This is a genomic window from Prosthecobacter sp., assembly GCF_020439865.1.
Taxonomy (GTDB): domain Bacteria; phylum Verrucomicrobiota; class Verrucomicrobiia; order Verrucomicrobiales; family Verrucomicrobiaceae; genus Prosthecobacter.
Genome location: NZ_JAGRPF010000108.1, coordinates 1 through 25,746, shown reverse-complemented (window position 1 = coordinate 25,746; position 25,746 = coordinate 1). Strand labels below are relative to the sequence as shown.

Below are 25,746 nucleotides of genomic sequence, written 5' to 3'. Positions count from 1 at the left end.
CGCATCAAGGCACGGGAGTTTCAGCGATCAGCTGCCGTGCCAGTTCGACACCGCTCATGCCGTCCGCCGCGTGCTCGAGACGATGCCCCATCACGACGACGGCCACGGCTTGAATGTCCTCGGGCAGCACCATGGCACGACCGCTGAGCAAAGCCCACGCACGTGCCGCAGCCAGCACCGCGAGCCCGGCGCGCGGTGAAAGCCCGCGTCCTTGCACACGGCTAGCAGCCAGCAAGTCCTGCAAATAATCGAGCAACGCCGGTGATGCATACACCGCACGTGTCCAAGTTTGCAGTTGCTGCAGTTCCAAGCAGGACATCGCAGGCTGCATCACACGCAACAACTCGCGCCTCTCCTGCCCTTCCAGCAGCACCCGTTCCGCTGCGCGGTCCGGCACTCCGAGCGCCAGCCGCATCAAAAAGCGATCCATCTGCGACTCTGGCAACATGAAGGTCCCGATTTGCGACGAAGGATTTTGCGTCGCGATGACGAAGAACGGCTCTGGCAGCGGATACGTCGCTCCATCTGCAGTCACCTTGCCTTCCTCCATCGCCTCGAGCAGCGCGGACTGGGTCTTCGGTGTGGCGCGGTTGATTTCATCCGCCAGCAGCACCTGGGTGAAGACCGGTCCACGATGAAAATGGAATGCAGCCGTGTCCCGGTCATACACCGAGGCGCCGAGGATGTCCGCCGGCAGCAAATCGCTGGTAAATTGCACGCGCCGGAAGCCGAGTCCCAGCGCTTGGGCAAGCGCCTGGGATAGCATGGTCTTCCCGACGCCCGGCTGATCCTCAAAGAGCAAATGTCCGCGCGCAAGCAGGCAGGTCACCGCAAGACGCACGACCTCCTCCTTGCCCAGAATGATCTGCGACACGCGCTCGATGATGCTTTCGATCTGCTGTGCGGCTTGCTGGGCGGTGGAGGCTGGCAGCATGGCGTCGGCTGAAGTATGGGATGAGCGTGCGGACACAGGAACGATATTTGTGCTCCAAGTGTCGCCGATTTTCGGGTGAGAAAGCAAGCCTGCTTTCATCATCCCTCACAAAAGGACGCGCTCAGATCTGCTGCAGTTTGTTTCGCTCGTTCGGCGTGCGGCAGACGGGGCAGATCGTAACGGCGATCTTGCGCTTGGGTTCACAGGCGTAGGCCGTGCCACAGATCCGGCACTGGATGGCAATGCGCCGCCGATAGACCTCGCGCTTGCGGTCACGCCAGAAGCTGTAAAACCAGAGCAAACAAACCGCCGTGACACCGAAGGCCATGAACAGAATGATCAGTCCGCCCAAAGGAATCGGAATCATGGAGAAGAAACCTCCTCCCAACGGAATGAAATTTCTCCCCACTCCATCCGACGCACCGGGGAGGGCGAGAAACGTAGCGCGGCCACGGCGTCATGGAGCTGCTGCATGACTACGACGTCTTCGACACCGCTCAGCGGCAGCGCCGCAATGATCTGACCAGAGGAGCCAACGGCCACACGAAACTGCACACGTGCCGGCTGCGTGAGATTGATGCCATGAAGTTCGGTGCTCGCCGGCCCGCGCTTCGCTAGTGTCGAACTCACAATCGCACGCAGCGTCGCCGCCCGCGGTGCGGCGACTGTCTCGGTGGCACGACGAGGCACTGGCGGCAAAACGTCTGATGCGGGAGTAAACAGACGCGGCTGACGGATGGCAGCAGGCTCCGGCTCCAGCTCACGCAATTTGATTTCATACCCCTCGAATGTGGGATGAAACGCCAGCAACGGACTCTCGGCGGTTGCCGCGGACTCATCATCACTCAACAGCGCAAAACTGCGGTCCTGCGCCCGGTGAATGAGCGCCAGCGCCGCCGGATCATTGGGGTCCAGGGAAATCACATGCTGCGGCGTGACCGGAAGCCGCTGCGCCACGGGATGCACCACGCGAAAGACGAAAAAGAAGCCAGCCATCGCCCCCATCAGGACCAGCAGGGCCACCACGAGATGCCATGTCGAATGATCGCGCACTCCCCACGCAAAGATCAGCGAGTTGTCGTGGGAATGTGATTTGGCGGACATCGTGAACAGAAGCCTGTTTACGCCTTGGGCGGCACGGTGGAATACGCCACCTCATAGCCCAGCTCGAGCGCGATGTTTCCGATCTCGATCACACGGCCATGCGGCGTCTGTTTGGCGGCGTGAATAATGGCACGGCGTTCACCTTCGCGGCTGGCCTTGAGCTTCTCGCGCAGTTCCGTGGTGGTGGTGCGCACGCCGTCAAAATAGAGCGCATTGTCCGTCCCGGCCGGCACTGTGATGATGTGGGCGCGGTCGAATCCCGTGAGCCGCGAACTCGACTGCGGAGTCTCCACCTTGATGCCTGACTGCACCACGAAGTTGCTTGTCAGAAGGAAATACACCAGCAGCAGCAGGATCGTGTTCAGCAGAGGCACCGTGTACAGCCACGGGCTTTGCTTGGGCAGATGGCTCTCGAGCTTCATGGTTGATGCGGCGACGGGCTCAAAACCGACAGTCTGAATACGGTTGGGACTGTCGGAGTAATGCCCCAAAAATTCATCCCTTCAGCCCACGTGTGCGAGTCTTGGTCATCGGAGGCGCGGCCTCCGCCTGACGAAACTCGACAATGTTGTCTGTGCTGTTGGCGTCTTCGATCAGATTGACGATTTCAATGCCCGCACGCTCCAGATCATGCATCAACGAGCGGGCACGGGCGCTGAGGAAGGCGAATGAAAGATAGGCGGGGATCGCCACCACCAGACCAAGCGCCGAGGTGATCAGACTTTGATACACGCCACGTGCCACATCCGCCTGTGTCGCCACTCCGTTCGCCGAGGAGAGATTGGTAAAGCTGTCCAGCAGGCCGATCACGGTGCCCAGCAGGCCGATCAAAGGGGCCGCATGCGCGATGGCATTCAGGATGCCCAGAAAGCGCTCCAGTCGCGGCACTTCGAGCTGACCGGCCTCCTGCACGATTTCTTTGAGCTGCTCACGCGGAGCATGATGCCTCAGCAGCGCCGCATGAATCACCCGACCCGCCGGCACCCGCGTCGCCACGCATTCCTGCAATGCCTCGGCGAAGTTTTTGCGGCGGATCAAACTGGCCAGCCCGGCCAGGAACTCGCCCACATTCATGCTCGCACGATGGAAGTAGGCGAGGCGTTCAACAAAAATTGCTCCGGCGAAGCAAAGACATCCAATCAGGAGCCACACAAGCGGTCCGCCTTTGGAGATAAGATCAATCATGAGCCGAAAATCAGAAAGTGATGGGTAAAGCCTGGCACCACACGCCAGTTCGGGAGACGTGGAATACCAAGCATGTTTTATGCCGAGACAGACGGCTTGTAAACACTGGAAATAAAAGGGATAACCCGGGGAAGGTCAAGGGAGCAGCCCCCGGTCGTCCAGTTCTGTTCCGTAGCCCCCGCCTTCAGGCGGTTCAGTCCCCTTTCCTGGACCGACTGAAGCCGGAACTACACTACCGGTCTCCTGCGGCGAACTGCGAACCGAAAACTAAAGACGTGACATTCATACCAAAACCCATCACCTCCCGGCCTTGCTTCCGGCCTCGCAAATCGCTCCAATAGCGCCATGAAACCCTTCGATCTCCAAGTCAACGGCTACGCAGGCACCGACTTCAATGGCGACAACCTCACCGCCGAGGCCCTCCACCATGCCTGCGAAGCGCTCGTCGAGGACGGTTGCGACGCCATCTTGGCTACCTTCATCACCGACGAAATCCCCACCCTGGAGCGCCGGATCGGCAAGCTCGTCGAACTGCGCGAGAAGGACGACCTCGCCCGCCAAATGATCACCGGCATTCATATCGAGGGGCCGTTCATCAATCCCATCAAAGGTTACGTCGGGGCCCACCCTCCCCACGCCGTGAAACCGGCCAACATCGACGACGCCAAGCGCCTCGTCGATGCCGCCGGCGGTCTGGCTAAGCTCGTCACCCTCGCCCCTGAGCACGATGACGGCAGCAAAACCACCGCTTTCCTCGCCTCTCAGGGCATCACTGTTTCGGCCGGTCACTGCGATCCCTCGCTCGACCAGCTTCGCGCCGCCTGTGACGCCGGATTGACCATGTTCACCCACCTCGGCAACGGCTGTCCCATCCAGATGCACCGCCATGACAACATCATCCAGCGCGCTCTGAGCCTTCATGAACGCCTCTGGATCTGCTTCATCCCGGACGGCGTGCATGTGCCCTTCTTCGTGCTGAAAAACTGGATCGCCAGCATCGGCTACGAGCGCACCATCTTCGTCACCGACGCCATCTCCGCCGCCCGCCTCGGCCCCGGACGCTACACGCTCGCCGGATGGGACATCCTCATCGGCGACGACCTAGTCGCCCGCTCTCCCGATGGCACCCACTTCGTCGGCAGCACCGTCACCGTCCCGCGCATCAAAACGAACGCCTATGAGCAACTCGACATGAGCGAACGCGATCTGACTCACGTGCTGGATGTGAATCCGCGAAAGGCGCTTATGTCGTAGTGCGAACGGTCAAACAGCCGATCGCAAACTTGGACGACAGAGACCTTCGCGAAGCCAGCTTCCTACTTGTCCTGGAAACCCCAAGGTTTCTCCTTGCACCAGCCCAATTCGCGACGACTATCGCCGCCCCTCGCCAATCGGCATAGGGTTTCGGGGCGTAGCTCAGCCTGGTAGAGCGCTTGCTTTGGGAGCAAGAAGTCGTCAGTTCGAATCTGGCCGCCCCGACCACTCATTTCCCTCCCGGATCTGAGATCTCTCATTTGAAAGTTCAAATCTTCCGATGTCCGCCCTTTACGCCACCGCCCTGAACACCTTCAAGGAAATGGGCTGGCTCTACCGCGAAGTCCCTGAGCACGCCGTCATCGAGGCCGACTTCGAAGCCCACCACACCAAGGTGCCGCTTCACGTGCAGGTCTTCGGCGAGACCCACATCATCACGGTGGTTTCCAGTTCCACGCTGCAGGTCCCATCCTCGCACCGCCTCCAGGTTTGCGAGCTGCTCATGCGCACGAACAAGGATCTCAACCTCGGCAATTTCGAACTCGAGTGGGACGGCGGTCAGGTGATGTTCCGTGTGACGAATGTCTTCCCGCCCAACCGCCACGACGCGCGCATCATCGCCAGCCTCGTGCATTCCGCCGTGGCCGAGATGGACCGCCTCACGCCGTTTCTGGGCGAAATCATTCACACCCCCAAAGGTGAACTGCTGCTGCTGAAGGTCGCCGATTTGATGAAACGCGAGGATTTGCTCCCGCCCGTGCCTGATGCAGAGTGATTGGACGTGACACAGGCCGCCAGCCTGTGCTTCTCTGGCCGCACTCCGGCCCATTCACCATGTCCGCCCGCTACACTCTCCAGCAGCATCCGGCATTCAGCGATCCGCTGACCAAGGAGGACCTGTACACGCTCGTGGCACGGGGATCGCTCGCCCGCGGTGAGATGTGCGTGGATGAGGACACCGGCCTCACTCACACCGTGGGCGAACTCGTCAGCGGCATGCGCCGGCCCAGCGCCAGTTCCGGCCAGTCACGACTCGACCGCCCCGCCTACCGCGAGATCAGCCCGGATTCCGATGGCTATGAGGAGGAGGAATTCGTCGAAGAGGAACCAGAAGAGGACGAAGACGATGATTTCGACTACACCCCAAGCGGTGAAGTGATTCTGCGTCACGCGCATCCTTCCTGGCTGGGGTACACCAAAGCGCTCTTTCTCAGTCTGCTCCTCGCCGTCGCGGGAGGTCTGCTGTTCGTGATTCAACTCGAGTATGCCATCATCGCCCTGCTCTGTTCGTCCGCCACGCTCATCGCTATCGGCATTTCACGTTACTCGCACGACTACATCGTCACGCGCGAACGCGTGGAACTGATCTGGGGCATCATCGGTCGCAGCTCGAAAGAGGCGCGCATCTGCGACATCCGCAGCATCGACGTTTACGAATCCGGCATCAAAGGCCTGCTCGGCCTCGGCACCATCGACTTCTCCACGGCTGCGAATGCTGGCATCGAAGTGCAGTTCAAAGACATGCGACAAGCTCACGAAGTGAAGGACCTCGTTCGAAAGCTCCAGCGCGGTGCTCCGGCCACCGACGATTGAACAGATGACCTCCAAATGGCGAATGACGAATGAAGTCCGAATGACGACCGCATGCCCCCGGTTTCGTCATTCGTGCCTCGTCATTCTTTCGTCATTCGGAATTCTGGTTTCGTCATTCTTGGCAGCTGCCGACCTCAATCGCGCCATCGACATCCGCACGCTGCCGTATGAACGGGCTTTGGAAAAACTGCCCGTCGATCTCACTGCCACGGTGGGCTTTGTCGAAAGCGCAACCACCGCATTCGTGCAGGACGACACCGCAGGTACGCATCTGCATTTCAAACCCGGCCGCACAGATCTCCATGTGGGCGACCAGGTGCGTATCAAAGGCACCACCACCGCCGGACTCTACTTTCCCGGCGTGGATGTGATCGAACTGCAGTTCCTCGGACACAATGCACCGCCACCGGGCGTTCCGGCCAACTACGACGACCTCGCCACCGGACGTTTTCATTACCAACGCGTCGTCGTCGAGGGACTTGGGCGCACGCTGACGGCCCTCGATGAAGATCGTTCCCTCCTGCGTCTGGCCATGGGCAGCCGTGTGATCGAGGTGCGCATCGACTCACCGCCTGAATCCGCACCCGATGTCGTGGATGCACGCCTGCGCATCACTGCCCTTGCTGCCGGTGGCATCAATGACCGCCGCCAGCTCGTGTTCCCGTATCTGCGCGTGACCGATTGGAACGACATCACGATCATTCAGCCTCCCGGCAAACCCGAATCGCTTCCCATCATCTCCGTCGCCACCTTGCTGCGCTTTGGTGCCGCAGACGAGCCGCATCATCGCGCACGCATTCGCGGCACCGTGCTCGCCGCCTTCGACGATGGCCGGGTTTTCCTGCGTGATTCAACGCCGCCACCGCCACCACGTGAGGCGCCAAAGGACGAGCCGGCGAAGCCGATGCAATCGCCTTCCATCGCGATTCAGCTCAGCACTCCTGCCCACCTCAAGCCGGGACTTCAGGCTGAAATCACCGGCTTTCCGATCATGGCCGGATTCAGTGCTTCGCTCGCAGATGCGCTCGTGCTCTCCACCGAACCGGGCAAATCGCCCACCGCCTCAGTCGTTTCGCTCCAACAGTTTCAAGACGGCTCGCACGACGCCGACTTGGTTCAATTGACCGCTGCTGCCGTCTTGAACGACTTCTTCCGCACCAACGACGGCTACGAACTCCGGCTCACCTCCTCAGGAACTCCGATCCGCGCCTTCCTGTTGCAAGGCAGTCCGCCATCTCTTGAAATCGGCTCGTCCTGCCTGCTCACCGGCATCTGCCTTGTGGAATCTTCCACTGACAAAGGCTTCCGTTCGCAACCCGACCGCGCTTCACTGTTATTGCGATCCCTCGATGACATTCGCGTGCTCAGCACCGCGCCATTTTGGACGGCGAAACGACTCATCATCGCCATCGCCATTCTTGGCGGTGTGATTTTGCTCACGCTTGTCTGGATCACGCTACAAGGCCGCCAGATCACGCGACTTGAACGCAAAATCTCCCATCAAGCCACGCTCGATGAACGCCAGCGCATCGCACGTGAGTTCCACGACACGCTCGAGCAGGAACTCGCGGGTCTCTCGCTTCGTCTCGACGCCGCCACCACACGTCCGCTTGAAGACAAGGCACGCAGCTTGCTCGAAACCAGCCGCAGCCTCGTCTCGCGCATTCAAAGCGAGGCCCGCAACCTCGTCTCCGATCTTCGCGACACCGAACACGTCACCACGCTCGCCGAGGCACTGCAAATCCTCGCTTCACGCGCCCCTGAAAGCCTCGCGATCAAGCTCGACCTCCATCCCATTCCCGCCATCCCACCCAACGTGACGCATCATCTGCGCATGATCGCCCAAGAAGCCGTCACCAACGCCCTCAAGCACGCCCAGGCGACTGAAGTCACTCTCCATCTCTCCAGCACCCCCACACTCCTCACGCTTCGCATCACCGACAACGGTCGCGGTTTCGATCCCACCGCTGAAACCCACGGCAAACCCGGCCACTTCGGGTGTATCGGCATCCGCGAACGCTGCCGCAAGATCGGCACCGAGGCCGAATGGCAAAGCCAGCCCGGCAAAGGCACCTCAGTCGTCGTCACTCTTCCTCTTTAAACATGCTCACACTCCTCCTCATTGATGACCATTTCGTCGTTCGCAGCGGCCTCGTCGCCTCGCTGGAACTCGAAGACGATCTCAAGGTCGTGGGTGAAGCCGACCGCGGCGAGGATGCGCCGAAGCTCTTTGCCAAGAAGAAACCCGATGTCGTGCTCATGGACCTGCAACTGCCGGGTATCAGCGGCATCGAGGCCACCGCAGCCCTCTTGCGTGAACATCCATCTGCACGCGTGCTGATCTTCTCCACCTTTGCCCGCGACGACGAAATCCAGGCTGCGTTGAAAGCTGGCGCACTCGGCTATCTGCAAAAATCCTCCTCTCGCGACGACCTCCTGGCCGCCATCCGAACGGTCGCACAAGGCGAACGCAGCCTGCCGCCCGAGATTGAGAAGAACCTTCAGGATCGCCTCGCCGAACCTGAGATCACCCCACGAGAACGCGAAATCCTCACGCTCGTGACCCGAGGCAACGCCAACAAGGAAATCGCCGCCACGCTCGGCATCTCCGAAGACACCGTGAAGCAGCATGTCAGCCGCATTCTCATGAAGCTGAAGGTCAACGACCGCGCTCAGGCCACCGCGGAGGCAATCCGGCGCGGGCTCGTGCAGGTCTGACCCTCACGATCGTGGGATGCCCGGATGCTGAAAGAAGGCGACGAGCTGCGTTATGAAATGCGATGCCGCGCTTCATCCTGACCACATTTCTTCTTTGCACGCTCGCCTCCGCTCAAAATGACAGCGGTGGCAATGATGCTGAGGACAAACCGGTCGCCAAACCTGTCATGCAGTGGCGTTTTGACGATGCGAAGGACGCGGGACCACGTGCGCCCTCGTTTCCTGCCTTCTCGAAGGACAACACGGCCCGCCGCTTCGATGGCGATGGCAAGAAGGCGCTCGTGATTCCGGACAGCGAGGCGCTGCGCTTCGGTTTGAATGACACGATCACGATGGAGGCCTGGGTGATGGCACCTGAGGCGGTCGGTGTGCCCTATCTCATCGGCAAAGGACGGCTCGGCACGAAGACGTTCGGGGATCGCAATCAAAACTACGCGCTGCGACTGCAGGCGGTGAAAGGCGGCGCGCAGATTGGATTTCTGTTCTACAGCGCGGATCTGCCCGGCAAGAAAGGTGATGGCCACCGCTGGTGGTCGCACCACACGATGCCGTTGCAAGGCTGGCATCACATCGTGCTCACCTACACGTTTGGCAAACCGGAGAGCATCAAGGGCTACATCGACGGTCGTCCCACAGATGGTGTCTGGGACGCGGGCGGCGCCACAGATCGCGCGCCGGTGACGGATGGCGACGCGTTGGTGATCGGCAGCGGCTACAACCGGACAGGACCGCACTCCTTCAAAGGATGGCTCGACGAAGTCGCCATCTACCGCGGTCGCATCGACATCGACGCGTTAACGGCGAAGTATCAGTTCGTTCAGCCGCCACCGCCGATCGCGAAAAAAGATGTGCCCGCAGGCCGCGTGCTTGTGCAACTCGCGGAGGAAGGCATGCCTGATGCGAATGCCTGGCCGTATGAACCGCCGAAGGTCGGCGAGAGCTACACCGAGGACGTCTTCGGCTTCTTCGATGTGCCGCAGAAGTATGTGGACACCGGCGTGCGCGGCGACCGCCATGTGCCTTTCCTTTTTCGCGCCGCAGCGAGCGTCACGTTTCCCAAAGGAAAACATCGCCTGCTGCTGCGAGCACGCGGAGCCACGAATCTGCACATCGACGGCAAAACCGTGCTCAGCACGCCCTTCCCGCCGACCGACAGCAGCGGCCATCACCTCGTGGCCGAGCAGAATGACTATCTGAACCTCGGACCCGATTTCCGGTTCGCACCGCCGGGCAATCGCGAGTCGTGGTGCGAGTTCGAAGGCACGGGCAAACCGCAGTTCCTCGTGTTGGAGACGCTGGTGGGCAGCTACATCGGCAAAAACATCCGTCGGCCCGAACTCGGCGAAACCGTCGTCGCATGGTCAAAGCAGGGCACTGAGACGTGGGCGCTTGTCACGCCCGGCACGCGATTCGTCGCTTACAATGACGCGGGTTGGACTGGCTATGAAAAGGAACTCGCCGCCCACTATGATGCGGTGAATGCAAAGAAGCGCGACGAGCTCCGCGCGAAGTCCGATCCTTACTGGAAGAGGCGTCGTGAGGCCGCCAAGCAGTGGCTGGCGAAAGCTGCGCCGATTGAAGTACCGGCTCTGCCGAAAGACTTTCCCGCGAGTAATGAGATCGACCGCTTCATCGCCGCACGCATTGCCGGGGTGAAGGCGCAGGATTCGCACAATGGCAGCATCGACTACTTCAAGGACGTGCAACCCATTCTTGAAGCCAAGTGCACCGAATGCCATCGCGGCGCGAAGGCGAAAGGTGGCCTGCATCTCGACTCACTTGCGGATGCGGTGAAAGGCGGCAAGTCCGACGGTGCCGCCGTCGCTCCGGGCAAGCCTGACCACAGTTCACTCATCGCACGCATCACCTCCGATGACGAAGACGAAATCATGCCGCCGAAGGGCAAGCCTTTGACGAAGTCCGAGATCACGCTGCTCACGCAATGGATCAAGGAAGGCGCGCACTGGCCCGACATCCGCGCCGATCATCTCACGCTCACGCCTTTGACTGATGATCTCACCTTCCTGCGCCGAGTCTATTTCGACACTGTCGGAGTGCCGCCGTCGCTCTCGGAAATTGAAGCCTTTCAGAAGAACCCCGACCGCAAAGCGGCCATCGACAAACTCTTGAACGACCCGCGCTGGGCGGACAACTGGATGGGCTACTGGCTGGACGTGCTTGCTGAGAATCCGAATATTCTCAATCCCACGCTCAACAACACGGGCCCTTTCCGCTGGTGGATCTACGAGTCGTTGAAGGACAACAAGCCGATGGACTTCTTCGTCACCGAATTGCTGCGCATGCGCGGCAGCGAACGCCTCGGCGGACCGGCGGGATTTGGCACAGCTTCGCAGAATGACGTGCCCATGGCTGCCAAAGGCACGATCATCGGCGCGGCCTTCCTCGGCGTGGAAATGAAGTGCGCGCGCTGCCACGATTCACCCACGGGAAAATCGCTTCAGCGCGACCTCTTCGAAGTCGCCGCCATGCTCGGAAAAAAAGAGATCGAAGTGCCAAAGACCAGCAGCGTGCCGATGGACAAGATCCACGCCGCCGGTCGCAAGCCGCTCATCCAGGTCACGCTCCAGCCCGGCACCAAAGTGCAGCCGAAGTGGCCCTTCGCCGAATTTTGCGACGAAGCCGCGGCCAATCTCGCCGAGGATCCAAAGGATTCGCGCGATGTGCTCGCCGCCATGATCACCGCGCCGCAGAACGAACGCTTTGCCCAGGTCATCGCCAACCGCGTGTGGTCGCGCTTCATGGGGCGCGGCATTGTCGAACCGGTCGAGGACTGGGAGAAAGGCAGCCCCACGCATCCTGAGTTGCTGAAATGGCTCGGACGCGAACTCGTGCGCAGCGGATACGACACCAAGCACCTCGCCCGGCTCATCCTCAACAGCCACGCGTACCAGCGCGCCACCGATGCCGGGTTGAAACAAACGAGCCCGCTCTACACCAGCCCCGCACCGCGACGTCTGCAGGCCGAGCAGATCGTGGACGGCCTCTTCGCTGCCACCGGCAAACCTTTCCACACCGAGGAAGTCTGCCTCGACATCGACAACACGCGCGAGATCCAAAACGCCATCCATCTGGGCAAGCCGCATCGCTGCTGGATGCTCACCAGCACGAGCAACGAACGCGACCGCCCCAGCCTCGCCCTACCGCGCATCCAGGCCGTGAGCGATGTACTCGCCGCGTTCGGCTGGCGCGGCGCACGTCAGGATCCCGTCAGCAAACGCGACGCCGAGCCCAACGTGCTCCAGCCCGCCATCCTCAGCAACGGCACCCTCGGCGTCTGGCTCACCCGATTGAGCGATGACCACGGCATCACGCAGTTTGCGCTGAACGACCAGTCCCTCGACCAGTTCATCGACCGCCTCTTCCTCACGCTCCTCACACGCCATCCAAGCAAGGAGGAACGCGAGCTTTACACGAAGCATCTCGCCTCCGGTTTTGAATCCAGAATCAAGCAGCCCGAACCCAGCATTCGGCCCACCACCCGCGTCCGCGAAAAATACGTGAGCTGGTCCAATCACGTAAACGACGAGGCCAACCTCGTGCGCATGGAGCAGGAAAAAGCCGCCCGCCGCGGCGATCCGCCCACCGAGCAGCTCGACCCCGCCTGGCGCACCCGCCTCGAAGACGTCCTCTGGGCCCTGCAGAACGCCCCTGAGTGGGCTTTCAGTCCGTAAAGCCCCCTTGGGGAGGCGGGTTGTCCCCTCACGAAAGTGGGGTGCCCGAATTGCTGAAACCTGCTCTCAAAAGGCGTTGATAGCGGCATGATGCTCCGTGCTGCATTCCTCCCACTCCTTGTACTCGTCCCCACCGCTTTCGCCCAGAACGACACCGGCGGCAACGATGTCTCCGACCTGATCGTCGCCAAACCCGTCATGCAATGGCGCTTTGACGATGCCAAGGAGGCCGGTCCGCGCGCCCCCACGTTCCCGGGCTTTTCAGCCACGAATACGGCCATGCAGTTCACCGGTGACGGCAAGAAATCCGCCATCGAGGTGAAGGACAGCGAGGAACTTCGCTTCGGCCTCAACGAAACCATCACGCTCGAAGCCTGGGTGAAGCCCGCCGCCATCACCGGCGCGCCCTACATCATCGGCAAGGGACGCCTCGGCACGAAGGAGTTCGGTGCAAACAATCAAAACTATGCGCTGCGTCTTCAGACGGCCAAGGGTGGCGCGCAGATCGGCTTCCTCTTCCGCAGCGCCGATGTGCCGGACAAGAAGGGCGACTGGCATCGCTGGTGGTCGAAGGCGACATTGCCCACGTCAGGCTGGCATCACATCGCCGTCACCTACACCTACGGCAAACCCAAGAGCATCAAGGGCTACATCGACGGTCGCGAAACGGACGGCGACTGGGACATCGGCGGCGCCACGGATCGCGCGCCGGTGACCGACGGCGACGCCCTGCTCATCGGCTCTGGCTCCACACGTGCCGCTGCGCATTCCTTCAACGGCTGGCTCGACGACGTGGCCATCTATCGCGGTCCCATCGATGTGGATGCGCTGAAATCGCGCTATCGCTTTGTGCCGCCTCCGCCACCGATCGCGAAGAAAGACGTCCCCGCCGGTCGTGTGCTCGTCCAACTCGCCGAGGAAGGCATGCCCGACGCGAACGCGTGGCCGAGCGAACCGCCGAAGGTCAACGAGACCTACACAGAGGACGTTTTCGGCTTCTTCGACGTGCCGCAGAAGTATGTGGACACCGGCGTGCGCGGCGAACGTCACGTGCCCTTCCTCCTTCGCGCCGGAGCCAGTGTGACCTTCCCAAAAGGAAAACATCGCCTGCTGCTGCGTGCTCGTGGCGCTACGAATCTTTACATCGACGGCAAAAACGTGCTCAACACGCCCTTCCCGCCGAGCGACAGCGACGGTCACCATCTCGTGGCCGATCAGAAGGACTATCTCGACCTCGGACCCGACTTCCGCTTCGTCCCTCCGGGCAATCGCGAATCGTGGTGCGAATTCGAAGCCACCGGCAAGCCGCAGTTCATCGTGCTGGAGACCGTGGTGGGAAGCTTCGCCGGCAAAAGCGTGCGCCGACCGGAGCTCGGCGAAACGGTCGTCGCATGGTCGAAGCAGGGCACGGAAACCTGGCAGCTGGTCACTCCGGGCAAACGCATCGTCGCCTACAACGACGCCGGCTGGAACGCCTACGAAAAGGAACGCGATGCACACTACGACGAAGTGAACATGAAGAAGCGCGCCGAACTTCGCGCACAGTTTGATCCTTACTGGAACAAGCGCCGTGAGGCCGCGAAGCAATGGCTTGCGAAGACGAAGGAAGTCAAAGTGCCCGAACTGCCGAAAGGATTCCCTGAAGGCAACGCCATCGATCATTTCATCGCGGCAAAGATCGCGGAAGTGTCCGATCAGGCGGCGCACCAAGGCTCGGTTGATTATTTCAAAGACATCCAGCCGCTGCTCGAAACGAAGTGCATCGAATGCCATCGCGGCGCGAAAGCCAAAGGCGGTCTGAAACTCGACGCGCTCGCTGACGCGCTCAAAGGCGGCGAATCCGATGGCGCGGCCATCCAGCCCGGCAAGCCGAAGGACAGCGCGCTTCTCGCCCGCGTCCTCTCCGATGACGAAGATGAAGTCATGCCGCCGAAAGGCGACCGCCTGACCAAAGACCAGGTCGTCCTGCTCACGAAGTGGATCGAGGAAGGCGCATCGTGGCCTGAGATCAAAGCCGACCACCTCACGCTCACCAAGCCCGCCGACGACCTCACCTTCCTGCGCCGCGTCACGCTCGACACGATCGGCGTGGTGCCTTCACTCGAAGAGATCGCCGCCTTCCAGAAGAACCCGGACCGTGCGGCGGTGATCGACCGTCTGCTCGACGATCCGCGCTGGGCGGACAACTGGATGGGCTACTGGCAGGACGTGCTGGCGGAGAATCCGAACATCCTCAACCCCACGCTCAACAACACTGGCCCGTTCCGCTGGTGGCTCTACGAATCGCTGCAGGACAACAAGCCGATGGATCTCTTCGTCACCGAACTGCTGCGTCAGAAAGGCAGCGAGCGTCTTGGCGGACCGGCTGGTTTTGGCACCGCTTCGCAGAACGATGTACCGATGGCCGCGAAGGGCACCATCGTCAGCGCCGCCTTCCTCGGCGTGGAGATGAAATGCGCACGCTGCCATGACTCGCCCACGAACAAATCGATGCAGGAGGATCTCTTCCAGCTCGCCGCCATGCTCGGCTCGAGGGAAATCGAGTTGCCAATGACGAGCAGCGTGAATCCGGACCGCTTCAAGATGATGGCGCGCAAACCGCTCATCACCGTCTCGCTCAAGCCCGGCACGAAAGTGCAGCCGAAGTGGCCCTTCGCCGAGTTCTGTGACGAAACCGCCGGATCTCTCGCCAGCGATCCCAAGGACACACGCGACCGCCTCGCCACGATGATCACCGCGCCGCAGAACGAGCGCTTTGCCCAGGTCATCGCCAACCGCATCTGGTCGCGTCTCATGGGTCGTGGCATTGTCGAACCCGTCGATGACTGGGAGAAGGGCAAGCCCACGCATCCCGAACTGCTGAAGTGGCTCGGCCGCGAATTCGTGCGCGGTGGTTACGACATGAAGAAGCTCGCGCGCGTCATTCTCAATTCACAGGCCTACCAGCGCGCCAACGATCCTTCCTTGAAGGAGACCAGCCCGCTCTACACCTCCCCCGCCCCGCGTCGTCTCATGGCGGAGCAGATTGTGGACAGCCTTTTCGCCGCCACCGGCAAGCCCTTCCACACCGAGGAGGTCTGTCTCGACATCGACAACACACGCGATCTCAAGAACGCCATCCATCTCGGCAAACCGCGCCGCAGCTGGATGCTCACCAGCACCAGCAACGAGCGCGATCGTCCGAGCCTCGCTCTGCCGCGCATCCAGTCTGTCACCGACGTTCTCGCCGCTTTCGGCTGGCGCGGTGCCCGTCAGGATCCGACCAGCAAGCGCGACGCCGATCCGAACGTTCTGCAACCCGCCATCCTCAGCAACGGTACCGTCGGTGTCTGGCTCACTCGCTTGAGCGACGACCACGGCATCACCGCGCTCGCCTTGAACAAGGACCAGACCGTGGACCAGTTCGTCGATTCGCTCTTCCTCAAGCTCCTCACCCGTCATCCGAGCCAAGAGGAAAAGGAGCTCTACACGAAGCACCTCGGAGCCGGCTTCGACTCGCGCATCACGCCTCCGTCTCAAATCCAGCCGCCACCCGCCACCACGCGCGAGCGTGAGAAATACGTGAGCTGGTCGAACCATCTCGACGGCGAGGCCACCACCGTCCGCATGGAGCAGGAAAAGGCCGCCCGCGCCGGTGACCCGCCCACACAGCGTCTCAACGCCGAATGGCGCCAGCGCCTCGAAGACATCCTCTGGGCCATGCTCAACGCCCCCGAGTGGGCCTTCAGCCCGTGATTGCCCGGCCCCCACGAAAGTGAGGGGCCTCAAACTGTGAAATCTGCCCGCTCCGAACGTTTACTCATCACACCACCATGAAACGCCGCTCCTTTCTCACCTCAGCCGCCGCCCTCGGCGCTGCGCCGCTGTTTGCGAACAACACGCCCGTCCACGTTCCCAAAGGCAAGGCGGAGCACTGCATCTTCATCTGGCTCGGCGGCGGCATGGCCCAGATCGACACCTTTGACCCGAAGAAACTCGGCAACAACATCGACAAACAGAAGACCGCGGGCTCGCTCTACAAGTCCATCGATACCGCCGTTCCCGGCGTGCAGGTCACCGAGCACCTGAGCAAGTCGGCCAAAGTCATGGATCGCATGACGGTGATGCGCACGGTGAATCATCACGTCATCGACGAGCACGCCTTCGCCACGAACATCGTCCACACCGGCCGCATGATCTCCGGCAACGTCGTGTATCCAAGCATCGGCTCCATCATCGCCAACCAGCGCGGCGCGGCGGATCCCAATGTGCCCGCCTACATTCTCATCGGTTATCCGAATGTTAGCCGCGGTCCCGGCTTCCTCGGCGCCAAGAGCGGCTACGTCTATCTTACCGACACCAACACCGGCCCTGCGGGCTTCACACGCCCTGACTACGTCGATGAACAGCGTGCGGAGATCCGCCACCAGCTCCTCAAACCATTGATGGCACGCGCGGCGAAAGGTTCTTCCGCTGCCGACTACGAAATGGCCCAGCAGGAAGCCCTGCGTCTCGCCGGACCGAAGTTCATGGGTCATTTCAATCTCAAAGAAGAACCCGCCTCGCTGCGCAACGAATACGGCGGCGAGTTCGGCCAGCGTTGCCTGCTCTCGCGTCGCCTCGTGCAGGCCGGCGTGCGTTTCATCGAGGTGTCTCACAACCTCAATTTCATGAACGGCACTGGCTGGGACATTCACAACGAAGGCTACAAGAACCAGCACCTGCTCATCCAGGAACTCGACACCGCGCTCTCCGCGCTCATTCGTGACCTCGAATCCAAGAAGCTCCTCGACAAGACGCTCATCGTCGTCGGCACCGAGTTCGGCCGTCCGCCGGAGTTCGACGGTCGTGGTGGACGCGGCCATCAGGGCACCACGTTCTCCATGGTGCTGGCCGGCGGCGGCTTGAACCACTGCGGCGCGTATGGCGTCACCGACGAGCTCTCCAAGAAGCCCGTCGAGAATCCCGTGCCGCTCGTCGATTTCCACGCCACCATCCACGCCGCGATGGGCATCGATCCAAGCAAGGAACTCATGGACGGCACCCGCCCCGTCCCGATCACCGACGGCGGCAAACCGGTCGCAGCTCTGTTTGGCTGATCTTTTATATGGTGGGCAACGCTCCTGCGTTGCCCTATTCGGGAATGCCGGAGCATTGCCCTCCCGAGCAAGCCGCGCCGTCTTCATCGCGTTAATCAACGCGCATGAAACCAACCACGCTGCTTTGCGCCTTCGCTTTTTCGCTCACGTCCATCCACGCCGCTGATGACGAGGGCTTCGTGCTCATGTTCAATGGCAAGGACCTCAGCGGCTGGGTGAATGCCAACTGCGCGCCTGAAACGTGGAGCATCAAAGACGGTGTCGTTCGTTGCACCGGCATCCCCACGGGCGCGATGCGCACCGAGAAGCAGTATGAGAACTTCATCATGGAGTGCGAGTGGCGGCACCTCACCAGCGGCGGAAACTCCGGCGTCTTCATCTGGGGCAGCCCCATCTCCGCGCCCGGCGTGCCGTTTCTGCGCGGCATCGAGGTCCAGGTGCTCGACCACGGCTACATGAAGCATGCCGACCCGAAAAAGCCGCGCTGGTTCACCACGCATGGCGACGTCTTCCCCATCCACGGAGCCACCATGGAGCCGCACGGCGATCACAACGGCCAGCGCAGCTTTCCCAGCGAGGAACGCAGCAAGCCCTCGCCCGAATGGAACCACTACCGCATCACCGGCAACAACGGCACGCTCACGCTCGCCGTGAATGGCAAGGTCGTCAGCGGCGGCGACAAATGTTTCTGGCGCAAAGGCTACCTCGCCCTCGAATCCGAAGGCGCTCCGGTCGAATTCCGCAATGTCCGCATCAAGGAACTGCCCAGCACCGGCGCCACCGCTGCCGATTCCGCGCCGCTCGATCAAGGCTGGAAGCATCTCTACAACGGCCTCGACTTCCGCGGCTGGACGGTTCCCTTCGGAGCCGAGGCGCGATGGAAAACCTCCAACTGGAACCTCAAACTCGAAGCCACCGACGGCCAGGAAGGCACGCCGCTTTGGAGCGAAGCCGAAATCGCCAACGGCGAATTCATCGCCGACTTCCAGCTCCTCAAATCCGCCAACCTCAACACGCCCTGCGCTGGATTCTGTGTTCGCGGTGAAACCCATCCCGCCGTCCTCGTCGGCACCGGCAAAGCCCCCATCGTCTTCGGACCCGACAAGGTGAAGCTGGGCAAATGGTATCGACTCCGTCTCAAACTCGACGGTAAACAAGCCACCGCCACCCTCACCGAAACCCAGGACGCCAATCCTAAAGTCATCGAAGCCACCCTCGAAGGCTCAACCAAAGGCCCCGTCGGCATCGCCGACTTCGGCACACCCGTGACCTTCGCGAATTTCTTTGTGCGCGACTAGAATTGCAGACGGCGATCACTCGAATCATCAAAGAATCACCATCGGCTTTGGATTGGGACACTCGAGCCCATGTTCATAGCGCATCCGGACGATACCCACCCAAAAGCCAGACATAAACCCCACCTGGTGGGCGGAGATGACTGTCACAAACGGCTCGCTCGCGGCCGCGACAAACACCGCATCTCCAGTTGTCAGCTCATACAGCGTCTTGGCCAGAAAACTTCCGCCACCAACGAGCGCAAGCCATTGAGGAGGCCCCCATGAGTGACCGTCACTCGAGCACCGCCACAGTGCAGCCACCAACATTCCCATCAGCGCCGTGTCCAATCCCGACAAGCCTCGATACGACTCGATGAGTGGTTGATGGACCTGCACCTCCAGCGGAATGAGTACGGACGAGACGAGAAGGCAGGCAGCATAGCGGGATGGCATCAGTCGCAAACAAAGCATCGAAAGCAGCCCGAAGGCGAACAAGTCCCAGCCCAGATGATTCCATGACCAATGGCAGAGGTGGGAGGTGAGCCACGTCCACTCCACTCCATCGCTTCGGCTCCATTGAAGCGCTTCGGGGAGTCCGTGGATGCACTGCACTGCCACGGTCAGCAGCCCCAAGCTCACGGCCAGCAGGATGCCCGCCAGCAGCGGGCATCCCTCAGTGACCACGAAGCGCTGTTTCCGCGTGTGCATCAGGCGTTCTTTTGTTTGGAACGTCCCGTCAAACCAAATGCAAGCGCAGCAAATAGGGCGATCGCCACCGCTGACAAGGGCGACAGGGCACCTGCGCCGCCGCCACCACCACTGCTATGCGAAGGTGCGGCTGATGGAGTGAAAGGCTGCTGCGCCGTGTCCACGCGATAACTAACTGGCTGCGGAGCTGCCGCACGCGTTGCCTGCGCGGAGCGTTCTATCGCCACACGTTGCTGATTGCGCCGCTCGACTCCCTGCCGGGCAAAGGCATCGTCGCCGAGCACCAGCATGGAGGTCTGGTCGGTCACCAATTGGTATTTCACTCCGAGATCGGCGATCGCAGAGTCCGACTCACTGGCTGGCATCACCCCCGTGTTGGCCCGAAGTTCAAACTGCTCGATCTGGTCCATCGCCCACAGCCGTTCGAGTTCAGGATTGGCTTCGTCCTTCTCAGGAAAGCGGAACTTTGTGCGGTAAACCTTGTCCTCTCCGGTCATGCGCGCCTTGAGCACCAGCTCCGCCTCGCCCGCGCCTTCATACTGGCCAAACATCACCAACTGCTGACCGCGATAGATTTTGCCCGGCAGCAGTCCGGTGGTATTGAACGTTTTCACACCGCTGATGCTCAATTCGGCATCGTGCAGGCACTCATGCAGAACCTTGCTCTTTGCCTGCAAAATCTGGCCAAGGATGTCGTCGGCATTCGACACGCCTGCGTAGAACCCGCCGCTCGCATCGCACACCGTGCGCATCAGCGGCCAGTTCGCGCTGTTTCCCAGCAGGAAGCCGAAGATGCGGATGTCGTGGCTCTTCGTCAGCTTGTGGAAGGCCACCGGATCGACCACGCCCGTGTTCGTCACTCCGTCCGTCACCAAAATCACGCTCGTCGCGCGATCATCATCCAGATCCTTCATCGCCAGCGTCAGGCCATCATAGAGATTCGTACTGCCACCGGACTGCAACCCCGCGATTTGCCTCAGCGTCTCCTGCACATTCGCCTCGTCCGCCTGCTTCCATCCAATCGTCAAATCCGCTGCCGAATTCGAAAAGGTCACAATGCGATAACGATCCCGCGGCTGCATCTTGCCCAGCACACGGCTCACACCGTCCGTCAGCACGCGTAGCTTGGTTTGCATGCTGCCCGATGTGTCCAGCACAAACACATAGTCTGCTCCGCCTGTGAGCGGCTTCAGATCTAATCCTGGTGTCACCACCATCATGAAGGTGCCCGGCCCAGATTCGCCCTTGCGGAAAGGGATCAGTTCGACCCGGCCTGGCAGATTCTCGGCAAGGCGATAGTAGAAGACCAAGTCGCCTGTGAGTGAATGATCCTTCTTTTCCACGCGCACCTTGTAGTGACCGTCCGCCAGCTTGTCCGTCACCATCTCCTTTTCAAAGCCCGGGACCCGCACATCCGCCACCGGCCACGCCGACTTCAGTTCGAAAGCCGCCGAGAAAGCCCCCTCCACCTTCGAATTCACCGGGTTCCAGAAACTGGCCGCAACCTCGTCTGTTCCGCCTTCTTCCAGCGAATACACAAAGCGCCCGATGCCGGTGTCCACTTCCAGAGGCTGGTAGTAAACGATCCGCAGCTGAGTCTCGCTCTTGGCACGCACCGGATGCACCTGAAAGTCGAAAGATTGATAGCCGTTCTTGGTCGCCAGACCCGCGTCGTTGCCGGCATACTTCTCGTTCTCATAAATCGTCTTCGCCTTTTCCTTCTCCACCACTTCCCCGTGGATCTCGCGCTCTCCCAACATCATCGTCACTTCGGAGAGACTCGCGCTCTTCGGCAGTGGGAAGCGATAAACGGCCTCCAAATCCTTGTCGTTGGGATTGAAAAAGGTCTGGGTCACCTCCGAGCGGGCGAAGCCGTTGTTCAGCGTCACCTCCAGGTGATGGTCACGGATCTGGATCGGCTGATCCGGTGATCCTTTTGGCGTGAGTGTGCCTGCGCCATTCACAGTTGCCGCCAGCCCCAGTCCGAGGCCCAGCGTGATGACAAAGCGCTGCAAAGAGCGCATGGAGACAGCTTCACGCATGCGGGGAACCGTCGTTATCGATGTGTGTGTTTGTGCTTTCATAGCACGCCGACACTCCATGCCCCGCCGTCTGGCGGGTAATTCATAAAACTTGTCCTGCGATTGACCCGCTCAATGATGACAAGCGGCTGCTGCAGGCATGACGGTCACTCAGTCAACCCTAGCACCTTCACCAAAAAAGCCCACTCGTCTGCGGTCTTCTCGATGGTCTTGTTCAGTGCCGTGCCGGCACCGTGTCCGGCGCTGGTTTCGATGCGGATCAACACGGGCGGACCGTCCTTGGCCTGGCATTCCTGAAGTCGTGCGCCGAATTTGAAACTGTGTGCAGGCACGACGCGGTCGTCGTGATCGCTTGTGAGCACGAGCGTGGCGGGGTAACGCGTGCCGGGTTTGAGATTGTGATACGGCGAGTACTTCAGCAGCGCATTGAACTCCGCCTTGTTCTCCACCGTGCCGTAATCGCTCTTCCAGCCCCAGCCGATGGTGAACTTCTCGAAGCGCAGCATGTCCAGCACACCCACAGCGGGCAAGGCAGCCGCATAGAGCTCCGGACGCTGCGTCATGCACGCGCCGACGAGCAGACCGCCGTTGCTGCCGCCCTGAATCGCGAGCTTGTGACTGTTTGTGTATTGATTCGTGATCAGCCACTCCGCAGCGGCGATGAAGTCGTCGAACACGCGCTGCTTGCCGAGCTTGATACCCGCCTGATGCCACTCGCGTCCGTATTCGCCACCGCCGCGCAGGTTCGGCATCGCAAACACACCGCCCATCTCCAGCCACACGGCGCGTGAGACGGAGAAACCGGGTGTGAGGCTGATGTTGAAGCCGCCGTAGCCGTAAAGCAGCGTGGGATTCGTGCCGTCGAGCTGAAGCCCCTTCTTGTGCACGATGAACATTGGCACCTTCGCGCCGTCCTTGCTGTGGAAGAAGACCTGCTTCGTCTCGAAGGCCGAGCCGTCGAATTTCACCTCCGGTTTGCGCCACAGCGTGCTCTCGCCGCTCTTGAGGTCCATGCGATAGATCGCACCGGGCTCGGTAAAGCTTGTGAAGCTGTAAAACGTGCTCGTGTCGGTGCGATAACCGCCAAAGCCACCCGCGGAGCCGATGCCGGGCAGTTTCACATCGCGCAGCAGTTTTCCGCTCATATCGAACCACTTCACCTCCGTCTTCGCATCGCGCAGATACTGGCAGAACATCTGACCGCCCACCGTGCTCACATGCTCCAGCAACACCTTCGGCACCTCCGGCACCACGATGCGCCAGAAGCCGCGCTGTGGCTTGCGCACGTCGATGGCGATCACCTGGAAGCACGGCGCGTTCAGATCCGTGCGGAAGTAGAAAACCGGACCGTCGTTGTCGATGAAGGAGTAGCGCGCGTCGTTGTCATTCAGCAGTTCGACCACCGGGCCGTCGCCGCCGATCTTCTTGTAAAACACGCGGTTCTTCGGCTCGGTGCCCAGCCATACCTGGATGATCAGATACTCGCCATCTTCCGTCACATGACCGCCGAAGCCCCACTTCGGCTCGTCTTTGCGTTCATAGACGATCTTGTCCTCGCCCTGCGGCCTGCCGAGCTTGTGAAAGCAGAGCTTGTGAAACTCATTTTTCGCCGTCAAAGCCGCGCCGGGTTTTGGTTCGTCGTAGCGCGAGTAAAAAAAGCCGCTGCCGTCCTTCAGCCACGACACTCCGCTGAACTTCACCCACTGCACCACATCGTCCAAATCGCGACCGCTGGCGATGTCGCGCACACGAATCGTGTTCCAATCGCTCCCGGCCTCGGAAGTGCCGTAGGCCATGAGTTTGCCATCCTCGCTCGGCTCGTAGTCGGTCAGCGAGGTCGTCCCGTCCTTCGACATCGTGTTTGGATCGAGCAAGACGCCCGCCTGGCCCTCCAGCGACTCCGCCGTCATCAGCACCGACTGGTTTTGCAGTCCGGAATTGTGCGAGTAGAACCAGCGCCCGCCGCGCTCGAATGGCATGCCCACGCGCTCATAGTTCCACAACTCCTTCAGGCGCGCTTTGATCTCCTTGCGCCGTGGCAGCTTCTCCAGATAGCCAAACGTCACCTCGTTCTCCGCCTTCACCCAGGCCTTCGTCTCCTCAGAGTTGTCGTCCTCCAGCCAGCGATACGGATCCGCGACCTTCACGCCATGCAGCGTCTCCACCACGTCCTCCTTGCGGGTCTGGGGATAGGTCAAAACGTCGGCGGCAAGAGAGGTGGCGGTCATGATGAGCAAAAAAGCGGAGCGCATGTCTCATGCTGGCCGGATCGTGACACTTTGCACTTTCCATTTTCTCATTCTCCCGTTTGAATCCACATCCAGCATCCCGTTCGGCATTCGTCATTCCACATTCGTCATTTTCCACTCATGATCTCCCCAGACCAATACGAAAAGCTCGGCTCCTTTTACCTCGGCCGCGAATACGATCTCGAAGCAAAGCAGATCCAGGATGATCTCGTGCTCTACGATTCGAAGGACCTCGTCACCCACGGTGTGGTCCTCGGGATGACGGGCAGCGGCAAAACGGGCCTGTGCCTCGCGCTGCTCGAAGAGGCCGCGATCGATGGCATCCCCGTCATCGCCATCGACCCAAAGGGCGACATCGGCAATGCGCTGCTCACCTTCCCCAATCTGAGCCCGGAGGAGTTTCGTCCGTGGATCAATGAGGACGAAGCACGCCGCAAAAATCAGTCGATGGACGACTACGCCGCCTCGCAGGCTGCGATGTGGAAGAAAGGCCTCGGCGAATGGGGCCAGGACGCCAGCCGCATTCAAAAATTGCGCGAGACCGTGGACATGACGATCTACACGCCCGGCAGCAGCGCCGGACTGCAGGTTTCGATTCTCAGTTCGCTCGACTGCCCGCCGGATGCCGTCATCGACGATGCCGAAGCCTTCGCCGACCGCATCGAGAGCACCGTTTCCTCATTGCTCGGCCTGCTGGGCATCGAAGCCGACCCCGTGCAGTCGCCGGAGCACATCTTGCTCAGTAACATCGCCGCGCACGCGTGGAAGAACGGCCAGAACATCAGCCTCGCCAATCTCGTGCGGCAGATCCAAAACCCGCCGATCCGGAAGATCGGCGTCGTCGATGTCGAAAGCTTCATGCCGGAAGTGAAGCGCGCCGCCCTCGCGATGAAACTCAACAACCTCATCGCCAGCCCCGGCTTCAGTTCCTGGCTCGAAGGCGAACCGCTCGACATCCAGCGCATGTATTACACGAAGGAGGGCAAGCCGCGTGTCACCATCTTCTGCATCGCGCACCTCAGCGACACGGAGCGCATGTTCTTCGTCTCGCTGCTGCTCAATCAACTCCTCGGCTGGATGCGCTCGCAGCAGGGCACCACCTCACTGCGCGCCATGTTCTACATGGACGAAATCTTCGGCTACCTGCCGCCCACGGCCATGCCACCGTCGAAAAAGCCGCTCATGCTGCTGCTCAAGCAGGCACGCGCTTTTGGCATCGGCCTGCTTTTGGCCACGCAAAACCCCGCCGACCTCGACTACAAGGCGCTCGCGAACATCGGCACCTGGTGGCTAGGCCGTTTGCAAACCGAACGCGACAAGATGCGCGTGCTTGAAGGTCTGGAAGGCGCAGCCAACACTGCCGGTGGTAAATTCGACCGTGCCGCGATGGAGCGCACGCTCGCGGGCCTCGGCAATCGCATTTTCCTCATGAACAACGTGCATGAGGACCATCCCGTCTCCTTCCACGTGCGCTGGGTGCTCGCCTACCTCGGCGGACCACTCTCGCGCTCGCAGATCAAGCAGCTCATGGATCCCATTCGCCCGCCGAAGAATGAAGCGGCCGCCGAAGACGATGGCTTTGCTCCTCCCGGTGCCAACAGTTCCGCCGCCGAACGCAACACCGTGCGCCCGCGCCTGCCGGAGAATGCCACCGCCTTGTTCCAACCGACGGACGAAGACGGCGAACGCATCACCTACGTGCCGGCCATCCTGCGCAGCGCCGTGGTGAACTTCGACGACGCCAAACGCAAGATCACCGGCAAGAGCAGCATCACGCTGGTGAACGTCATCGACATCGAAAAGCAGAAGGTTCTGTGGGACAAGTTCGTGGACATTCCGAAGGACGTCGATCTCTCGAAGTTCGACTCCGAACCCGTCGCCAACGCCGCCTTCGCCGACCTCCCCGGCCCTG

The 25,746-nt window shown here is 61.0% G+C and carries 18 protein-coding genes and 1 tRNA gene; 11 read left to right on the top strand and 8 right to left on the bottom strand.

Annotated elements, in window-relative coordinates; translation table 11 throughout:
• Positions 1–4 precede the first annotated feature (4 nt).
• From KDL09_RS12090 to KDL09_RS12070, 5 genes are all read right to left on the bottom strand, one after another.
• On the bottom strand, positions 5–934 hold the full coding sequence (locus tag KDL09_RS12090) for an AAA family ATPase (protein ID WP_294385204.1): 930 nt from the start codon (positions 932–934) through the stop codon (positions 5–7).
• A 121-nt stretch (positions 935–1,055) separates the two neighbouring features.
• A complete protein-coding gene (locus KDL09_RS12085) occupies positions 1,056–1,301 on the bottom strand; it encodes a hypothetical protein (RefSeq protein WP_294385203.1) in 246 nt (81 codons plus the stop codon).
• A complete protein-coding gene (locus tag KDL09_RS12080; protein ID WP_294385201.1) occupies positions 1,298–2,038 on the bottom strand; it encodes a hypothetical protein in 741 nt (246 codons plus the stop codon). Before KDL09_RS12080 ends, KDL09_RS12085 begins: the two co-directional genes overlap by 4 nt.
• A 17-nt stretch (positions 2,039–2,055) precedes the next feature.
• On the bottom strand, positions 2,056–2,460 hold the full coding sequence (locus KDL09_RS12075; RefSeq protein ID WP_294385199.1) for a biopolymer transporter ExbD: 405 nt from the start codon (positions 2,458–2,460) through the stop codon (positions 2,056–2,058).
• 73 nt (positions 2,461–2,533) lie between these two features.
• On the bottom strand, positions 2,534–3,223 hold the full coding sequence (locus KDL09_RS12070) for a MotA/TolQ/ExbB proton channel family protein (RefSeq protein WP_294385197.1): 690 nt from the start codon (positions 3,221–3,223) through the stop codon (positions 2,534–2,536).
• A gap of 345 nt (positions 3,224–3,568) precedes the next feature.
• On the opposite strand from KDL09_RS12070, the gene KDL09_RS12065 reads away from it, so the two are divergent.
• The 10 genes from KDL09_RS12065 (at position 3,569) to KDL09_RS12020 (ending at position 18,856) form a co-directional block, all read left to right on the top strand.
• Positions 3,569–4,477, top strand: coding sequence for an N-acetylglucosamine-6-phosphate deacetylase (locus KDL09_RS12065; RefSeq protein WP_294385195.1), 909 nt, complete (start codon positions 3,569–3,571; stop codon positions 4,475–4,477).
• Positions 4,478–4,628: 151 nt separating this feature from the next.
• Positions 4,629–4,705, top strand: a tRNA-Pro gene (locus KDL09_RS12060).
• A 52-nt stretch (positions 4,706–4,757) separates the two neighbouring features.
• Positions 4,758–5,252 carry a YbjN domain-containing protein gene (locus KDL09_RS12055; protein WP_294385193.1) on the top strand — a complete coding sequence of 165 codons (495 nt, stop codon included), beginning with the start codon at positions 4,758–4,760 and terminating at the stop codon, positions 5,250–5,252.
• A 59-nt stretch (positions 5,253–5,311) separates the two neighbouring features.
• Complete coding sequence (locus KDL09_RS12050; RefSeq protein WP_294385191.1) at positions 5,312–6,070, top strand: PH domain-containing protein; 759 nt, start codon at positions 5,312–5,314, stop codon at positions 6,068–6,070.
• Between the two features lie 118 nt (positions 6,071–6,188).
• Entirely contained in the window at positions 6,189–8,171 is a 1,983-nt protein-coding gene (locus tag KDL09_RS12045; protein WP_294385188.1) for a sensor histidine kinase, read from the top strand.
• 2 nt (positions 8,172–8,173) lie between these two features.
• Positions 8,174–8,788: a response regulator transcription factor gene (locus KDL09_RS12040; RefSeq protein ID WP_294385184.1), complete on the top strand. Its 615-nt coding sequence runs from the start codon at positions 8,174–8,176 to the stop codon at positions 8,786–8,788.
• A 62-nt stretch (positions 8,789–8,850) separates the two neighbouring features.
• On the top strand, positions 8,851–12,480 hold the full coding sequence (locus KDL09_RS12035) for a DUF1553 domain-containing protein (RefSeq protein ID WP_294385182.1): 3,630 nt from the start codon (positions 8,851–8,853) through the stop codon (positions 12,478–12,480).
• An 87-nt stretch (positions 12,481–12,567) separates the two neighbouring features.
• Entirely contained in the window at positions 12,568–16,215 is a 3,648-nt protein-coding gene (locus tag KDL09_RS12030; protein WP_294385179.1) for a DUF1553 domain-containing protein, read from the top strand.
• Between the two features lie 77 nt (positions 16,216–16,292).
• Entirely contained in the window at positions 16,293–17,558 is a 1,266-nt protein-coding gene (locus KDL09_RS12025; protein ID WP_294385175.1) for a DUF1501 domain-containing protein, read from the top strand.
• Between the two features lie 104 nt (positions 17,559–17,662).
• On the top strand, positions 17,663–18,856 hold the full coding sequence (locus KDL09_RS12020; RefSeq protein ID WP_294385172.1) for a DUF1080 domain-containing protein: 1,194 nt from the start codon (positions 17,663–17,665) through the stop codon (positions 18,854–18,856).
• A 27-nt stretch (positions 18,857–18,883) separates the two neighbouring features.
• Here the strand turns inward: KDL09_RS12020 and KDL09_RS12015 are convergent, their stop codons facing one another.
• From KDL09_RS12015 to KDL09_RS12005, 3 genes are all read right to left on the bottom strand, one after another.
• A complete protein-coding gene (locus KDL09_RS12015) occupies positions 18,884–19,543 on the bottom strand; it encodes a rhomboid family intramembrane serine protease (RefSeq protein WP_294385170.1) in 660 nt (219 codons plus the stop codon).
• Positions 19,543–21,585 (bottom strand): VIT and VWA domain-containing protein, encoded by a 2,043-nt coding sequence (locus KDL09_RS12010; RefSeq protein ID WP_294385167.1) that lies wholly within the window; start codon positions 21,583–21,585, stop codon positions 19,543–19,545. The genes KDL09_RS12015 and KDL09_RS12010 overlap by 1 nt, the downstream gene beginning before the upstream one ends.
• Positions 21,586–21,731: 146 nt before the next feature.
• Positions 21,732–23,813, bottom strand: a complete 2,082-nt coding sequence (locus KDL09_RS12005; RefSeq protein WP_294385164.1) for a prolyl oligopeptidase family serine peptidase — start codon at positions 23,811–23,813, stop codon at positions 21,732–21,734.
• A gap of 141 nt (positions 23,814–23,954) precedes the next feature.
• Between KDL09_RS12005 and KDL09_RS12000 the strand changes: the two genes are divergently transcribed.
• The coding region (locus tag KDL09_RS12000) for a DUF87 domain-containing protein (RefSeq protein WP_294385162.1) at positions 23,955–25,746 on the top strand (1,792 nt) is incomplete at its 3' end.

Excerpts from the sequence above, each read along its gene's own strand:
- KDL09_RS12090 (WP_294385204.1), bottom strand. The coding sequence starts at position 934 with ATGCTGCCAGCCTCCACCGCCCAGCAAGCCGCACAGCAGATCGAAAGC.
- KDL09_RS12085 (WP_294385203.1), bottom strand. The coding sequence starts at position 1,301 with ATGATTCCGATTCCTTTGGGCGGACTGATCATTCTGTTCATGGCCTTC.
- KDL09_RS12080 (WP_294385201.1), bottom strand. The coding sequence starts at position 2,038 with ATGTCCGCCAAATCACATTCCCACGACAACTCGCTGATCTTTGCGTGG.
- KDL09_RS12075 (WP_294385199.1), bottom strand. The coding sequence starts at position 2,460 with ATGAAGCTCGAGAGCCATCTGCCCAAGCAAAGCCCGTGGCTGTACACG.
- KDL09_RS12070 (WP_294385197.1), bottom strand. The coding sequence starts at position 3,223 with ATGATTGATCTTATCTCCAAAGGCGGACCGCTTGTGTGGCTCCTGATT.
- KDL09_RS12065 (WP_294385195.1), top strand. The coding sequence starts at position 3,569 with ATGAAACCCTTCGATCTCCAAGTCAACGGCTACGCAGGCACCGACTTC.
- KDL09_RS12055 (WP_294385193.1), top strand. The coding sequence starts at position 4,758 with ATGTCCGCCCTTTACGCCACCGCCCTGAACACCTTCAAGGAAATGGGC.
- KDL09_RS12050 (WP_294385191.1), top strand. The coding sequence starts at position 5,312 with ATGTCCGCCCGCTACACTCTCCAGCAGCATCCGGCATTCAGCGATCCG.
- KDL09_RS12040 (WP_294385184.1), top strand. The coding sequence starts at position 8,174 with ATGCTCACACTCCTCCTCATTGATGACCATTTCGTCGTTCGCAGCGGC.
- KDL09_RS12035 (WP_294385182.1), top strand. The coding sequence starts at position 8,851 with ATGCCGCGCTTCATCCTGACCACATTTCTTCTTTGCACGCTCGCCTCC.
- KDL09_RS12030 (WP_294385179.1), top strand. The coding sequence starts at position 12,568 with ATGATGCTCCGTGCTGCATTCCTCCCACTCCTTGTACTCGTCCCCACC.
- KDL09_RS12025 (WP_294385175.1), top strand. The coding sequence starts at position 16,293 with ATGAAACGCCGCTCCTTTCTCACCTCAGCCGCCGCCCTCGGCGCTGCG.
- KDL09_RS12020 (WP_294385172.1), top strand. The coding sequence starts at position 17,663 with ATGAAACCAACCACGCTGCTTTGCGCCTTCGCTTTTTCGCTCACGTCC.
- KDL09_RS12015 (WP_294385170.1), bottom strand. The coding sequence starts at position 19,543 with ATGCACACGCGGAAACAGCGCTTCGTGGTCACTGAGGGATGCCCGCTG.
- KDL09_RS12010 (WP_294385167.1), bottom strand. The coding sequence starts at position 21,585 with ATGCGTGAAGCTGTCTCCATGCGCTCTTTGCAGCGCTTTGTCATCACG.
- KDL09_RS12005 (WP_294385164.1), bottom strand. The coding sequence starts at position 23,813 with ATGACCGCCACCTCTCTTGCCGCCGACGTTTTGACCTATCCCCAGACC.